The sequence below is a fragment of the Duganella sp. LjRoot269 genome, assembly GCF_964254095.1.
Taxonomy (GTDB): Bacteria; Pseudomonadota; Gammaproteobacteria; order Burkholderiales; family Burkholderiaceae_D; genus Rugamonas; species Rugamonas hordei.
Genome location: NZ_CAXUSL020000001.1, coordinates 2581764 through 2596183 on the forward strand (window position 1 = coordinate 2581764; position 14420 = coordinate 2596183).

The 14420-nt window shown below is 64.0% G+C and carries 17 protein-coding genes; 11 read left to right on the plus strand and 6 right to left on the minus strand.

Annotated features, from left to right (window positions below; translation table 11 throughout):
* The first annotated feature begins 12 nt into the window (after positions 1–12).
* A complete protein-coding gene (locus ACSQ3S_RS11610; RefSeq protein WP_436142439.1) occupies positions 13–681 on the plus strand; it encodes a DUF6901 family protein in 669 nt (222 codons plus the stop codon).
* 10 nt (positions 682–691) lie between these two features.
* On the opposite strand, the gene ACSQ3S_RS11615 is transcribed toward ACSQ3S_RS11610, so the two are convergent.
* Positions 692–1576 (minus strand): LysR substrate-binding domain-containing protein, encoded by an 885-nt coding sequence (locus ACSQ3S_RS11615; RefSeq protein WP_436142440.1) that lies wholly within the window; start codon positions 1574–1576, stop codon positions 692–694.
* 149 nt (positions 1577–1725) lie between these two features.
* On the opposite strand from ACSQ3S_RS11615, the gene ACSQ3S_RS11620 reads away from it, so the two are divergent.
* Positions 1726–2841 (plus strand): alkene reductase, encoded by a 1116-nt coding sequence (locus ACSQ3S_RS11620; protein ID WP_436142441.1) that lies wholly within the window; start codon positions 1726–1728, stop codon positions 2839–2841.
* Between the two features lie 11 nt (positions 2842–2852).
* On the opposite strand, the gene ACSQ3S_RS11625 is transcribed toward ACSQ3S_RS11620, so the two are convergent.
* The gene (locus tag ACSQ3S_RS11625) at positions 2853–3404 is read right to left on the minus strand and encodes a UPF0149 family protein (RefSeq protein ID WP_436142442.1); all 552 of its coding nucleotides are present in this window, start codon (positions 3402–3404) and stop codon (positions 2853–2855) included.
* Positions 3405–3516: 112 nt separating this feature from the next.
* Between ACSQ3S_RS11625 and ACSQ3S_RS11630 the strand changes: the two genes are divergently transcribed.
* From ACSQ3S_RS11630 to ACSQ3S_RS11655, 6 genes are all read left to right on the plus strand, one after another.
* The gene (locus tag ACSQ3S_RS11630; RefSeq protein WP_436142443.1) at positions 3517–4029 is read left to right on the plus strand and encodes a hypothetical protein; all 513 of its coding nucleotides are present in this window, start codon (positions 3517–3519) and stop codon (positions 4027–4029) included.
* Positions 4030–4087: 58 nt separating this feature from the next.
* Positions 4088–4819 carry an SIMPL domain-containing protein gene (locus ACSQ3S_RS11635; RefSeq protein WP_436142444.1) on the plus strand — a complete coding sequence of 244 codons (732 nt, stop codon included), beginning with the start codon at positions 4088–4090 and terminating at the stop codon, positions 4817–4819.
* Between the two features lie 120 nt (positions 4820–4939).
* The gene (locus ACSQ3S_RS11640; RefSeq protein WP_176653760.1) at positions 4940–5092 is read left to right on the plus strand and encodes a hypothetical protein; all 153 of its coding nucleotides are present in this window, start codon (positions 4940–4942) and stop codon (positions 5090–5092) included.
* 138 nt (positions 5093–5230) lie between these two features.
* Complete coding sequence (locus ACSQ3S_RS11645) at positions 5231–5368, plus strand: hypothetical protein (RefSeq protein WP_176653761.1); 138 nt, start codon at positions 5231–5233, stop codon at positions 5366–5368.
* Between the two features lie 120 nt (positions 5369–5488).
* On the plus strand, positions 5489–5854 hold the full coding sequence (locus ACSQ3S_RS11650) for a hypothetical protein (protein ID WP_176654071.1): 366 nt from the start codon (positions 5489–5491) through the stop codon (positions 5852–5854).
* Between the two features lie 79 nt (positions 5855–5933).
* The gene (locus ACSQ3S_RS11655) at positions 5934–9356 is read left to right on the plus strand and encodes a response regulator (protein WP_436142445.1); all 3423 of its coding nucleotides are present in this window, start codon (positions 5934–5936) and stop codon (positions 9354–9356) included.
* Between the two features lie 15 nt (positions 9357–9371).
* Here ACSQ3S_RS11655 and ACSQ3S_RS11660 read toward each other — a convergent pair whose 3' ends face one another.
* The 3 genes from ACSQ3S_RS11660 to ACSQ3S_RS11670 are packed head-to-tail and all read right to left on the minus strand — an operon-like array spanning position 9372 to position 12709.
* Positions 9372–9983, minus strand: coding sequence for a hypothetical protein (locus tag ACSQ3S_RS11660; RefSeq protein ID WP_436142446.1), 612 nt, complete (start codon positions 9981–9983; stop codon positions 9372–9374).
* Between the two features lie 7 nt (positions 9984–9990).
* On the minus strand, positions 9991–11388 hold the full coding sequence (locus ACSQ3S_RS11665) for a M16 family metallopeptidase (RefSeq protein WP_436142447.1): 1398 nt from the start codon (positions 11386–11388) through the stop codon (positions 9991–9993).
* Between the two features lie 4 nt (positions 11389–11392).
* Positions 11393–12709, minus strand: a complete 1317-nt coding sequence (locus ACSQ3S_RS11670) for a M16 family metallopeptidase (protein ID WP_436142448.1) — start codon at positions 12707–12709, stop codon at positions 11393–11395.
* Between the two features lie 133 nt (positions 12710–12842).
* Between ACSQ3S_RS11670 and ACSQ3S_RS11675 the strand changes: the two genes are divergently transcribed.
* Genes ACSQ3S_RS11675 through ACSQ3S_RS11685 form a run of 3 tightly spaced genes read left to right on the plus strand, consistent with a single transcriptional unit; the run spans position 12843 to position 14128 of the window.
* On the plus strand, positions 12843–13310 hold the full coding sequence (locus ACSQ3S_RS11675; protein ID WP_176654072.1) for an acyl-CoA thioesterase: 468 nt from the start codon (positions 12843–12845) through the stop codon (positions 13308–13310).
* A gap of 19 nt (positions 13311–13329) precedes the next feature.
* Entirely contained in the window at positions 13330–13614 is a 285-nt protein-coding gene (locus ACSQ3S_RS11680; protein WP_176653766.1) for a KTSC domain-containing protein, read from the plus strand.
* Positions 13615–13651: 37 nt separating this feature from the next.
* Positions 13652–14128: a hypothetical protein gene (locus tag ACSQ3S_RS11685; protein ID WP_176653767.1), complete on the plus strand. Its 477-nt coding sequence runs from the start codon at positions 13652–13654 to the stop codon at positions 14126–14128.
* Here ACSQ3S_RS11685 and ACSQ3S_RS11690 read toward each other — a convergent pair.
* Complete coding sequence (locus ACSQ3S_RS11690) at positions 14125–14370, minus strand: hypothetical protein (protein WP_436142449.1); 246 nt, start codon at positions 14368–14370, stop codon at positions 14125–14127. The two genes, ACSQ3S_RS11685 and ACSQ3S_RS11690, sit on opposite strands and share 4 nt — an antisense overlap.
* Positions 14371–14420: the final 50 nt, after the last annotated feature.

Sequence of the window (14420 nt, forward strand, 5' to 3'; positions counted from 1 at the left end):
TAAGGGGGATGCATGCCCGCTGTGAGCTACCATTTTCATTTTCCCGACGGCCGCGCCGAAACGATCGAGGCGGGACCGCAAGCCGTTGCCGATGACGCGCTCTTGCCCGACTGGACGCGGCTGGAACACAGCCAGTGTCCCAACTGTCCGCTCTCCAGCGCCACCACGCCGCGCTGCCCGATGGCGCTGCAATTCGTCAAGGTGATCGCCAGGATGGGGCCGCTGTGCTCCTACGACGAGGTCGCGGTGCGGGTCGACACGCCTGCGCGCAGCGTGACCACCAACACCACCGTCCAGCGCGCGATAGGCTCGCTGCTGGGCCTGCTGGCGGCCGAGAGCGCCTGTCCCCATACGGCCTTCCTCAAGCCGATGGCGCATTTCCATCTGCCGTTCGCGACCGAGGAAGAGACGATCTACCGGGCCGCCTCCATGCATCTGCTGGCCCAGTATTTCATCGGCCGGCAGGGCAGGGCGCCGGACTGGCAACTGGCCGGCCTGAAGGCGAGCTACAAGGAGCTGCAGAGCGTCAACGGCGCGATGGCCAACCGCCTGCGCGCCATCAGCAGCGGCGACGGCACGGTCAACGCGCTGATCCTGCTCGACCTGCTGGCCAAGGCGCTGCACTACTCGATCGACGACGCGTTGGAAGAGATCCAGTCGCTGTTCGTCAAGCAGGCTTAGTCCGGCCTGGCTAGATGCGCATGTGCTGGACCACGTAGTCGATGAAGGCGCGCAGCTTCGGCGACGCATAGCGGCTGGCGGGCCACAGCATCGAGAACGTCACCGTCTGGTCCATGTAGTCGTCCAGGATGGTGATCAGGTGGCCGTCCTTCAATTCTTCGGCGACGATGAAGGTCGGCAGGAAGGCGATGCCTTCGCCCTGCAGCAGCGCATAGGTGACGGCCTCGATGGTGCTGCAGGTCATATGTTCCTTCAGTTCCGGCTCTGGCTCGTCGGCCGCCAGGTTGAAGGGCCAGCGCTCGATGCGGCCTGTGGCGGGAAACTTGTGCAGCAGGCAGGCGTGCCGCGCCAGTTCGCGCGGATGGGCCGGCGTGCCGTGCCGCTTCAGGTAGTCGGGGGCCACCACCACCACCTGCTTGCACGAGCCGATGCGGCGCGAGGCCAGCCTTGAATCGTGCTGGGTGCCGGTGCGGATGACGGCGTCGAAGCCTTCCTCTATGATGTCGACCATGCGTTCGGACAGGTCGATGTCGAGCGCGATGTCGGGATACTGCCGCGCGAAACCGGTCAGCGTCGGCATGATGAGGCCCGTCAGCTGCGGCGTGCTGACGCGCAGGCGCCCGCGCGGGGCGCCCGACATCTCGGACAGTTCGCCCTCGGCCGCCTCCACCTCGCTCAAGATGCGCCGGCAGCGTTCGAGGAACAGCATGCCCTCGCTGGTGAGCGTGATGCTGCGCGTGCTGCGATGGAACAGGCGCACCGACAGCCGTTCCTCCATCCGCGCGATGCTCTTGCCGACGGCCGACGACGACACACCAAGCTGTGTACCGGCCTTGGTGAAGCTGCGCGTCTCCGCCACGGTCACAAACATCGAAATGCCGCTCAGGCTATCCATATCTTCCTCATGACGCTTGTTTTTCGGGAGCCGATCAGTACCGATTGTAGATGAATCTGTCCGATATCTTGGGACGCCCGGGCCATTTATCTTTCGTTTCCCGTCCCTTACATTGGACTCCTGTTCATTTCATATTCATCGAGAAAATCATGTTCAAGCTTATGTCTGAAGTAAAGGTCGGTCCTTACACCTTTTCCCACCGCGTGGTGCTGGCGCCGCTGACCCGCATGCGCGCCGAAGCCGGAGCCAAGCCCGGCCCGCTGATGGCCGAATACTATGCGCAGCGCGCCTCCAAGGGTGGCTTCCTGATCGGCGAAGCCACCATCGCCGCTGAAAACGGAAACGGCTACCTGGGCGCGCCCGGCCTGTACGACGACAGCCAGATCGCCGGCTGGAAGCAGGTGACCGACGCCGTGCACGCAAAGGGCGGCAAGATCTTCCTTCAGCTGTACCATGCGGGCCGCCAGTCTAACAAGGACGTGCAGCCCGCCGGCAGCATCCCGGTCGGTCCGTCCGAAGTGCCGCACGGCGGCGTCGCCTACACCACCGAAGGCTGGGTGCCGAACACGCCGAACCGCGCGCTGACGATTGCTGAAATCGAAGGCCTGGTCGAAAGCTTCCGTCTGGCCGCCATCCGCGGCAAGGAAGCTGGTTTCGACGGCGTCGAACTGCACGCCGCCAACGGCTATCTGTTCGACCAGTTCCTGCAGGACGGCAGCAACAGGCGCACCGATATCTACGGAGGCTCGTTCGAGAACCGCGCTCGCTTCCTACTCGACGCCACCAAGGCGGTGATCTCGGTATGGGGCAGCGACAAGGTCGCGGTGCGCATTGGCCCAAGCGGTAGCTGGGGCGACATGTCGGACACCAATCCGGAAGGGCTGTTCAGCTACGTGGCGGCGCAGCTGGCGCAACTGAAGCTGGCCTACCTGCACCTGATCGAGCCTCGCATCGCCGGCAATATCGAAGACGAGACCAAGGACCAAGCGCCGCTGGCCGCGCAGCTGATCCGCAAGCACTACAGGGGCGTGATCATGGCCGCCGGTGGCTTCGACCGGCAATCGGCCGAAGCGATCCTGGAAACGGGCGACGCCGACCTGGTGGCTTTCGGCCGCCACTTCATCGCCAACCCGGACCTGCCGGAGCGCTTCCGCAACGACTGGCCGCTGAACGAGTACGACCGTCCGAGCTTCTTCGGCGGCAGCGAAATCGGCTACACCGACTACCCGGCGTACCGGGAATCGGAGTTGGCCCGCGCCGCCTGACGCGGTTTATTTCAACCGCAGCACTTCTTGGCCTTCTTGCCGCTGCCGCAAGGGCAGGGATCGTTGCGGCCGACCTTGGTCGCCTTGGGCAGGGGCTTGTGCCAGAAGGCGTGGATCTGGATCACCGCCGGCGCGATCTTCGCGGCGCGGTTGGCGTCATCGCGCTGGAACGGCGCCAGCAAGGCCGGCTGGCTGGCCCGCAGCGGGGCCCAGCTTTCCGCATCCAGCTGCACGCCGGCCAGGAAACCCTCGCACCACGCGTCGGCGGTCCAGGTGCCGCCGCATTCGTAGATCGGTTCGAAACTGTCCGGATCCTTGGCCATCCACTCGACCATGTATTGGTAGTGCCGCAGTACCAGGCTGGTGGCCGCGTCGGTCTGGCCGGCCGGATCGGCGCCCCATACCAGCGGCAGCCACTGCTCCTGCGGCGGCTGGCGCGGGCCGATGACGATCGCGGTCAGGAATCCTTCCAGCTTCGAAACGTCCATAGCCTGCGGCCCGAGCGCGGCCAGCAGGTCGTCCAGGTCATCGTATTCGTCGTCGTTGAGGGGCGTGCTGGACATGATGGTGTTCTCGTGCGTGGAAAGCCGTCATTCTACTCGTGTGGGCATGTTTGCGAGTTTAGCAATATGATGCGGTAAGGCACCATTCAATACGATCATTCAAGGAGCAGACATGACAACCATAAAAATGCTGGCCGCAGCCAGTTTGCTGATGAGCGCGGCTTGGGCCGCCGCCGCCCCGACTGCCGCGCCGGACGCCGCCCAAGTGAAGGCCGCGCACGACATGCTGGCGGCCATGCAGGCGGAAAAAATGCTGCGCACCACGGCCGGCATGAGCAAGTATCCAAGCCCGGCGCAGCGCGAAATCGTGATGGCCAAGGTGGTCAAGCTGCCCGCCGAAGAAATCTACGGCCGCCTGGCGCTGCCGGTGGCGCGCCTGCTCAGTACCGAGACGGCAGCCGAGATGACCCGCTACTACCAGTCCAGCTACGGCCAGAAAGTGCTGATGCAGACCTACAACGGCCCGCCGCGCCTGTATCCGGAAGATCCGAAGCCGACGCCGGCGGAAAAGCTGGAGCTGAAGAAGCCGGCCTACGTCAAGGCCAGCCAGGAGTTCAAGGCGGCCGAGCCGGCCATTCATCACGAAGCGTTCGTGCTGCTGAGCGAAATCAACAAGGCCAAGTAAGTTGTTAATTTGTAAAAAATACCGGATACTCCAGCATCTCGCTTACCAAGGAAGATAGATGCTGAAGAAAATCGTTCTCGCCATCGCTTTGCTGCCGCTGGCCGTACAGGCGTCCAACCTGCCCGATTATCCGTTCATCCACACCGTCGGCGAAGGCTTTGTATTCGTCATGCCGGACATGGGCGAGATCGACTTCGATGTCAGCGCCTTCGACCCCGACAGCAATGCCGCCGTGGCCCTGGTGCAGGCGCGGGTGGCGGAAATCCAGGCGCTGCTGGCCGAGCAGGGCAATACGCAAGCCGGCGACAGCGTGGCCGAGGCGGGCTTTCGCGACATGCGCAAGGAAATGCGTAAGGCCGCCGCCAACGCCGATCCGAACGCCGCGCCCGAGTATGAAATCCGCAGCGCCGTCCACGTCGTCGTGCGCGACCTGGGCAAATGGCGCGCCGTCATGCAGGGCTTGCTGGGCAAGCCCAACATCGACCGCCTGGCGACCACCTTCGGCAAGTCCGACCGCGTCAAGGTCGAACAGGAACTGACGACCGAAGCGATCAAGGACGCGCAACGTCGCGCCGAAGGCATGGCTGCCGGCTTTGGCAAGAAGGTGGGCGCGGTGACGGCGATCTCGTCCGGTCAATTGCGCAACCTGACCAATGCCGTAGGCCTGATGCCGACCGACTTCTACAACGCCCGTCGCGGCACCAACGCCTCGTCGGCGGAGAAGGACTTCCTGTCGATCCAGGCGCTGCGCTGGTCGCAAACGGTGGACGTGATTTTCCGCATCAAATAAGCCAGACGACGCCATGCGACAGCCTGCGTGCGCTGCCGCACGCAGGCGCCGCATCGGCCGCTTGTTTATTCCGCTTTGCGCCCGATCTGTCACTTGACTGCCAACTCAAGGAGAACAGCCATGGCCGCTACCGATATCCGTGCCCACACCACGCCCGAACCCGACATGCCGCCGCCGCAGCCGGAAAAAGATCCGCCGCCGGACAACATGCCGCTGCCCGACCAGGCGCCGATCGAAGAGCCGACGCCGAAACAGCCGCCGATCAAGACTTGATCTTGTAAAGGGAGAAAGTGTGATGGTTGTTGCTCAAGGGATACATATTTTCATGTTTGTGTTCTTCGTCACACCAGCGTCAAGAAAGAGTTTCTATAATTTAGTCATGTCATCGGTTTTTCGTTCACGGAGAGCATCATGGGCAATTCATTACACAACAAAATCTACCTCGGCCGTCGCAGCGTTGCCCTGAGCACCAAGCGTGTACAAGCCTTGATTTGTGTAGCGGCGTTTGCCTCCATCGGCCTGATCTGGCTGGCGATCCGAGCGTTCTGAACGCACTTTATTTTCTCGCGCATTGTTATCGTTTCTGGCTGCGGGGGCGCATTTTCTTGCCGTCCCCCGGCCGGGCGCGTACCATGAGGGCCGCAGCAGCCTCTTATGGAAAAAATAGCAATGAAGAATGAGAAATTAACGCAGGACGAATACAACGCACTCGATGAAGTCAAGCGCGGCATCAAGGGCGAGCGCGTCAGCGCCTGCGTCGGACGCAACACCAAGCGCCTGGCCGGCCTGAAACTGTTCACCATCGCCAAGAACGGCCGCATCTCGCTGACCGACAAGGGCGAGCAGACGCTGTTCCTGCGCCGCTGCGTGCTGGGCCTGCGCGCCATCGAGGCCGACCCGGCCAGCGCCATCGATGCCGATGTCGCCATGTTCCTCGGCAAGAAATCCCACATCGTGCCGCGCGCCGAGGGCGGCTTCGACATCAGCGACAAGGGCAGGGAATCGTTGGCCGATATCGCCAGTCAAGGCTTGTAAGACGCTAGTGGCGTACACGGCGGGTTTTTTTTGCTGTAATGTAGAGTTATAAAACAGCAATGAGAGCGCGCCAAACGCCATGAAATTCGAAACTTTGCGGAAGTTCAGGAAACTGTTCGGCATGCTGGCGGCGGCGGTCGCCGCTGTGCTGCTGGTGGTGTCGCTGTTCGTGGCCCATGTGCTGCAGCAAAGCCAGCAGCGCTACTACGACAACGCTGCCGAAACCTCCCACAATCTCGCCATCACGCTGGAAAACTTCCTGCACTCGCATTTCGAGGAAGTCGACCTGGCCATGCGCCGCGCCGGCAAGGAATTCACCGCCATGCACCGCGACGGGCGCTTCGACGACGCCCAGTTCAGCGCCTTCCTGCGCTCGCTGCGGGAGCGCATCCCCAACGCGCGCTCCGTGCGCGGCTCCGACGCCGCCGGCCGCGTGATCTACGGCGAAGAAATCGACCTGGCCCATCCGCAGGACATGAGCGTGCGCGAATTTTTCCAGCGCGCCCGGACCGAACACGACCTGATCATCGGCGTGCCGGTCAAGTCGCGCATCAGCGGCGAGTGGGTGCTGCCGCTGGTGTATCCGCTGGCGCTGCCGGACGGCAGTTTCGGCGGCACGGCCTACGTCAACATGAACAGCTCGCGCCTGACCGAATTGTTCTCGTCGCTCAACGTCGGCCAGCACGGCTCGATTGTCCTGCTGGACGACCGGCGGCGCGTGATCCACCGCTACCCCATGATCAAGGAGGTGGAAATCGGCACCGCCGTCCAGGTCACGGCGCCGACCCAGGCCATCCTCGACGGCAAGCGCAACAGCGCCACTTATAACACTGTCAGCCCGCGCGACGGCATGGAGCGCACCGCCAGCGTGGAGCGGGTCGGCGGCTATCCGATCTTCGTGGCCGTGGCCCTGGCCAGCGAGGACTTCCTGGCGCCATGGCGCAAGGAGGTGCGCAACTCGATCATCTTCCTTGGCTTGCTGGTGGCGTTCGCGGCCGCGCTGCTGGTGGGCGTGTGGTATGCGCTGAGGAAGCAATACCAATCGCTGCTGCAACTGATCGAAACCGACCGCGCGCTGCAAGGCTCGCTGGCCCAGCTGACGGAGTCCGAATCGCGCTGGCGCTCGCTGACCGAGGGCTTGCCGCAGATGGTCTGGACCGTGACGCCGGAACTGCGCATCGACTTCATGAGCCACCATTGGGAACGCTTCAGCGGCGTTCCCGCCGCGCAGCTGCTCGCGGCGGGCGACTGGGCGCCGGTGCTGCATCCGGACGACCGTGCGGCGCTGCAGGCCGAGTGGCGCCGCGCCGCCGCGGCCGGCGACGAATTCCGCGTCGATTGCCGCCTGCGCCGCCAAGACGGCAGCTGGCGGGTGTTCGACAACCGCGCCTTGCCACGCAAGGACGAGCGCGGCAGGATACTGGGCTGGGTCGGCAGCAGCACCGACCATACCGAGTCGCGCTCCGCGCACGTCGCGCTGCAGCTGGCCAAGGACGAGGCCGACAAGGCAGGGCGCGCCAAGTCGGAATTCGTCGCCAACATGAGCCATGAAATCCGCTCGCCGATGAACGCGGTGCTGGGCATGCTGCAACTGCTGCAGCAGACCGAGATGAGCGAACGCCAGCAGGATTACGCGGCCAAGGCGCATTCGGCGGCCAGCGCCTTGCTGGGGCTGCTCAACGACATCCTCGATTTCTCCAAGGTGGAGGCGGGCAAGCTGGCGCTGGACCCGCATCCGTTCCGGCTCGACAAGCTGTGGCGCGACCTGGCGGTGATCCTGTCGGCCAACGTCGGCACCAAGAATATCGAAGTGCTGTTCCGCATCGACCCGGCATTGCCGGCGCTGGTGATCGGCGATGCGCTGCGGCTGCAGCAGATCCTGCTCAACCTGGCGGGCAACGCCATCAAGTTCACGGAGCAGGGCGAGGTCGTGCTGTCGGCGCAACTGCTGTCGCGCAGCGAGAGCGCGATGTCGGTCGCGTTTGCGATCCGCGACACCGGCATCGGCATTTCGGACGAGCAGTGCCAGCGCATCTTCGACGGTTTTTCGCAGGCCGAGGCGTCGACCGCGCGCCGCTACGGCGGCACTGGCCTGGGACTGGCGATCAGCCAGCGCCTGGTGCAGTTGATGGGCGGCACGTTGCGCGTGACCAGCGAACCGGGGCAGGGCAGCCTGTTTGATTTCGTCGTCGAGTTCGGCGTGGCGGCGGAGCAGCCGGAGGCGCCGCTGGCTGAATTTGCGGCAGGCATGCCGTCGATGGAATCGATGCGCGGCCTGAAATGCCTGGTGGTGGACGACAATCCGATCGCCCGTACCGTGCTCGGCGAGATGGCCGCCTCGTTCGGCTGGGAGGTCGATATCGCCGAGGGCGGCTACGAGGCGCTGGCCGCCGTCGGGGCCGTGCTGGAGCGGCAGCAGGCGTACGACATCGTCTTCATCGACTGGCGCATGCCGGGGCTGGACGGCTGGGAGACCAGCTGCCAGATCCGCAAGCTGGCGCCGGCCGGCAAGATGCCGCTGATCGTCATGGTCACCGCGCACGACCGCGAGCTGCTGGCGCAGCGCTACGCGGAAATGGAGCCGGTGCTCGATGGCTTCGTGGTCAAGCCGGTGACGGCGTCGATGCTGTTCGACGCGGTGGCCGACGCGCGCATGGAAAAGCGCACGCCGCTGGCGGCGGTGGCGGTGCCGTCGATGCGCCGGCTGGAGGGCTTGCGGCTGCTGCTGGTGGACGACAATCCGGCCAACCAGCAGGTGGCGAGCGAACTGCTGGGCAACGACGGCGCGCAAGTGGAGGTGGCCAGTTCCGGCCAGATGGCGATCGACGCCGTCTCTGGCTCACGCCAGCTGCCGGACCTGATACTGATGGACATCCAGATGCCGGAGATGGACGGCTACGAAGCCACCTATGCGATCCAGCAACTGCTGGGCGCGGACGCGCCGCCCATCGTCGCGATGACGGCCAACGCCATGGCGGCGGACCGCGTGGCCGCGCTGGACGCCGGCATGGCCGATCACATCGGCAAGCCGTTCGATCTGGCGCAGTTGATCGAGGTGATACGCCGGCATGTGCTTGGCATCGGCGCGGCGGCCGCGCCCGCGACGGACGGCGGCGATGCCGGCAATGGCGCGGCGGCGCTGCCCGAGGCCGGCCTCAACAGCGCTGCAGCGCTGAAGCGGATGGGCGGGCTGCAATCGGTCTACCTGATCGCCCTGCGCAGTTTTGCGGTGGAAGCGGCCAAGCTGGTGACCTTGCTGCAAGCCTCGTCCGCCGACGCCGATGTGGAAGGCTGCCTGCAGGCGCTGCATACGCTCAAAGGCCTGGCCGGCACCGTCGGCGCCGATCGCCTGGCCGGCCTGGCAGGGCTGGCCGAGCGCGCGCTGAAGCAGGGCGCCAACGCCACCGCGTGGGATCAGTTGGCGCTGGTGCTGGACGCCTGCCCCATCGCGATGCACGACGTCGAGCAGCAGCTGCGCCGGATGGACCCGGCCGCAGCCTAGTGGCCAGATGCCGGGTTAATGCGGCGGACCGGCGTCCTTGACCAGCAGCGATATGCTGGCGCCGACAGCCAGGTTTTCCCTGGCGTGGTATTGTCTCTCGATGCCCGCCCGGGCGTCGGCCAGGTTGGAGCTGCCTAACATCAGGCGCGCCTGAGCTGGACGTGCCCAGTCCCACAGTACGGTGAGGCTGTAACCGTCGTCTCCCAGTTGCGTCCGTGCAGACAGGCAGGTGCCATCCGATCCGCGAAACTCGAACGCATGCCGCGGATGAAGCACTTCGAGCTTGGCAAGTTCTGCGAGCTTCTCATCGGTGAGCGTGAAGTCGTAATCCTTGTCCACCTCCGGCTCGTCCGGGTACAGTTCTGCAATCGTCCTGCCCGGCGGAGCGGTGACCCCGTCCGCCAGCATATCGATGTCGACCCGCTGGCCAATCCGCAGCGCTTGTTCCGGTATCCAGATCAAGTGCGTGGACGGCGCATCCTTCGGATATTTTCCACCGTCCGCACTCAACATGGCGGGCATTTCCCAGTGACGCTGCCCGGCGACCCGGATGGCGATGATGTCATGGCCGTCCGTGCTGATGGTGGCGACCACGACATCGTCAACGGCGATGCGGAAAGCTGGCATGGCGGCCTCAGGGCTGGAAGCCGTCCGCGCTGATCTGCAGTTCGGTCACGTCGCCGTATTGGGCGGCGATGCCCCGTATCGCTTCGGCTTTCCCCACCAGCACCGTCTGCAGATTGTTGCGCGGGAAGTGCTTGTCCACCAGCGCCTTGGCGCGCTCCGGCGTCAGGCTGTCGACGTCCTTCATGAAGTTGTCGATCTGCTCGCGGCCGACCTTGGACGCGTACATGTCGCCCAGCAGGCCCGCCAGCTGCTCGCCGGTTTCGTAGCGTGGCGGGAACTGGCCCTTGACGTAGGCCTTGGCCGATTCCAGCGTGGCCTTGTCGATGCCCTTGTCCCACAGGCGCTGGTACGTCTTGTGCGCCAGCGCCAGGGCCGCTTCCGTCTTCGGCAGCGCGGTGAAGCTGGAGATGGCGAAGGTGCCGGTCTGCGACAAGGTGGCGAACTCGCTGCGCGCGCCGTAGGTCAGGCCGGAGTTGACGCGCAGCTCATCGTTCAGCCACGACGTGAAGCGGCCGCCGACGATGGTGTTGAGCACCTGCAGCGGCACGTAGTCCGGATCGTTGCGGGCGATGCCGGCGCCGCCGATCAGGAAGGTGGTCTCGATGGCGTCGGGCTTGTTGACCAGCCACACGCGGGCCTTGTCGGCATGCACCTTGCCGTTGTCCTGCGCCGCCGGCGCCGGGCCGCTGGCTTGCCAAGCGCCGAACAGCGACTCGATCTGCTTGCGCATCTCGGCGGCCTGGAAATCGCCGACGACGATGATGGCGGCGTTGTCCGGACGGTAGTACTGCTGGTAGTAGCGCTGTACGTCGCCCTGCTTGAGCGCGCCGACGCTGCTGACCGTGCCGCCGGCCGGTATCGCATACGGGCTCTCCCCGAACAGCATGGCGCGGTAGTAGTTGCCGACGACGTTGCGCGGCGCTTCCTTGGCCTGCTTGAGGCCGTTCACCTTGCGCTCGCGCAGCTTGGCCAGCTCAGCGTCGTCAAAGCTCGGCTGCTGGACGATTTCGGCAAACAGCGGCAGCAGCGCGGCCGTGTCGGCGCGGGCGAAATTGGCCTGCACCGTGCTCGCTTCGGTACCGGCGCCGCCGGCCAGGCGGGCGCCGCGGAAGTCGAAGGCTTCGTCGATGGATTTCTTGTCGTGCTGCTTGCTGCCCAGCAGCAGGGCGTCGCCGGTCAGGTTGGACAGGCCGGGCTGCTTGGCGTCGTTGACGGCGCCGGCCTTGACCACGGCGCGCACCGAGATCAGCGGCACCTCGTGGCGTTCCATCAGGTAGACCGTCAGGCCGTTCTGCAAGGTGACGGTGTCGAAGGCCGGCAGGCGGAAATCGGCGGCGTCGGCGCTGGCGCCGACGGCCGCCAGCGCGGCGGCGAGGGCGGTCTTGGCGATAATGTGTTTGCTCATGTGATCAATCCTCCTTCGCGGCCAGCACGCCGACGGTGCGCTGCGATTTTTTCAGGTATTTGACGGCGACGGCCTGGATGTCGGCCGGCGTCAGCTTTTCGTAGGCGGCGGGGGCGTCGAACATCTTCTTGTAGTCGCCGAAGAAGACTTCGTAGTTGCCCAGCTGCTGGGCCTTGCCGTTGATGGTTTCCTGTTCGCGGTACAGGTTCAGCAGTTTCTGGTTCTTGACCTTTTGCAGCTCTTCGGCCGTCACGCCGTTCTTGACCACGTTGTCGACCTCGGCCAGCAGCGCTTTTTCCAGCGCGGCCGGTGCGGTCTTGGCGGTGGCCACGGCCGACAGGTACAGCAGGCCGGGATCGAAGCCGTCCATGCTGCCCGCGCCGACCTGCGTGGCCAGCTGCTGCTCGACCAGCGCCTTGTACAGGCGCGAGGTCTTGCCGTCCGCCAGCAGGCTTTGCAGCACTTCCAGCGCGTAGTAATCGGGGCTGTTGGCCTGCGGGATCTTGTAGGCGATGGCCAGGTTGGCCGACGTGGCCGATTCCTTGGCCACGAACACGCGGCGTTCGCCTTTCTGCTCAGGCTCCACCGTGCGCACGGCCGGCGGCAGCGCGCGCTTCGGTATGCCGCCGAAATACCTGGTGGCCAGCTTCTTCACGTCGTCGGTCTTGACGTCGCCGACGATCACCGACACCGCGTTGTTCGGCGCGTAGTAGGTGGTGAAGTAGCGCTGCAGGTCTTCCTGCGTCCACGCCTTGATGTCGGACTCATGGCCGATCACCGGCCACGAATACGGGTGCGCCTGGAAGGCCACGCCGTTGATTTCCTCGCGCAGCGCGCGCATGTTGGAGTTCTCCAGCCCGGTGCTGCGCTCGGACAGCACCACGCCGCGCTCGCTGGCGACCATTTTCGGGTCGATGGAGAGGTGGGCGATGCGGTCGCTCTCGAGGTTGAAGATGGTTTCCAGCGACGACGCCGGGAACCAGTCCTGGTACACGGTCAGGTCGTTGCTGGTGTAGGCGTTGTTGGAGCCGCCCTTGGCTTCCATCGTGCGGTCGAACATCTTCGGGCCGAAGTTCTTCGAGCCGTTGAACATCATGTGCTCGAAGAAGTGCGACAGTCCGGTGATGCCGGGCGCCTCGTTGCGCGAGCCGACCTTCCAGAACGTGTACATATTGGCGTTGGGGATGGTGCTCGATTCCAGCACGATGAACTTCATGCCGTTGGCCAGCGTGAAGGTGTGGACCTGATCGGCCGTCAGGGCGGCCTGTGCGGTGGCGGCCATGCCCAGCATCATGCCGGCGGCCAGGACTTTCCATTTCATGAGCGCTGCTCCTTTATGCGTGAAGCGCAAAGCATACGATATCCGTAGATGTTTTTGATAACTATTTGCGGATGACAAGTTTAGCGGATAGCATGGAACAAACTACACTAGGGAGCAAGCAATGGAAAAACCAATGAACTGGGTGGCCCACGAACTGAGCATGACCGTGCTGATGACGCCGGACATGGCCAATTTCTCCGGCAACGTGCACGGCGGCACCATCCTCAAATACCTCGACAGCGTGGCCTACGCCTGCGCCAGCCGCTATTCCGGCAGCTATGTGGTGACCTTGTCGGTGGATCAGGTGATGTTCCTGCAGCCGATACACGTGGGCGAACTGGTGACGTTCCTGGCGTCGATCAACTACACTGGACGCACGTCGATGGAGGTGGGCATCCGCGTGGTGACCGAGAATATCCAGCAGCGCCTGGTGCGTCACGCCAACAGCTGCTATTTCACGATGGTGGCGGTGGATGCGGACCGCAAGCCGGTCGAAGTGCCGGTGCTGGTGCCGGAAAACGACGAACAGCGGCAGCGCTGGGACCAGGCGCTGCTGCGCAAGCAGGCGCGCCAGATGGTGCACGGCGCGCGCAAGGCCTGAACCGATAGGGGGAGTCATCATGGAAATGAAGCGCATCAACGCCGGCAAGCTGCGCGCCATCGGATACGATGCGCGCGAGCGCCAGTTGCGGGTCGAGTTCGACGACGGCACGGCGATCGATTACTCGGGCGTGGGCACCGAGGTGTGGCGCAAGCTGTCGACCTCGGGCGCGGCGTGGAGCTATTACCGCGACAACATCGAAGAGGAATTCAGCGGCCGCAAGGGCGTGGCGCGCAAGCCGACCAGCCGCGCCGAGCTGGAGGACCTGTTCAAGGCGCCGGGCAGCGATGACAAGCAGGAGTGATGTCGAGTGAAGCGCGCGCTGTTGTCTATGGAGCCGCGTGGAAGTCTTCATTGCAGATAGGATAATTTCGCTCTATCATCACCTGCACCATCCGCACACAGGAGCCATCCAGATGACCACGTTGCAAAATCGATCAATACCTGAAGAGATCAAGGCCGCTCTCGACCAATGGGACCGGATGGCAGCAAGACTCATGCGGCTGTATGCAATGCTGGGGGCGCTAAGTGTGGTTTGCTCCCTTTTTGTTGCAACCTTTACGGGGTCAGAAACGGTTCCGGCGGGATCTATCAGAGTCGTTGCATTTATCGGAGCCGCCTCGCTAGCCTGGATTGGCACCTTTAACATGGGAGCAAAGGCAAATGCGGCGCGCGGTGCCTGGCGCCTGTTGAACGCCGCTTGCATTCGCTATAAGTACGAAGAGTCCTATACGTTCGAAGAACTTCGCGCGCAATATGTCGTTGGCGAGTCCCTGCTGGGTGCAGTCACAATCTCAGAGCCTTCCCCCAAGCACTAAGGTATCGGAAAGGTCAAGTCCATACCGAGCATCCTGATAAGGCCGAAGGTGACGAGCCCCAGGCCCAGGAGCGACAGCATGAAGAGAGCGGCAACCTTGCCGCTCGCCCGCAGCACCGCGCGCCGCTCCTCCGTTTTTCCCTTCTTCCCTTGATCGTAATGCCACTTGATGGCGTAGTACATGCCCGTGGCGAGCACGAGAAACTTGAACGTAACGAAGACTACAGGTATCCATTCCATCATTTTGAACATTCCAGGTTATTACCTGCATACTACTTGAAAGCAATATCCAT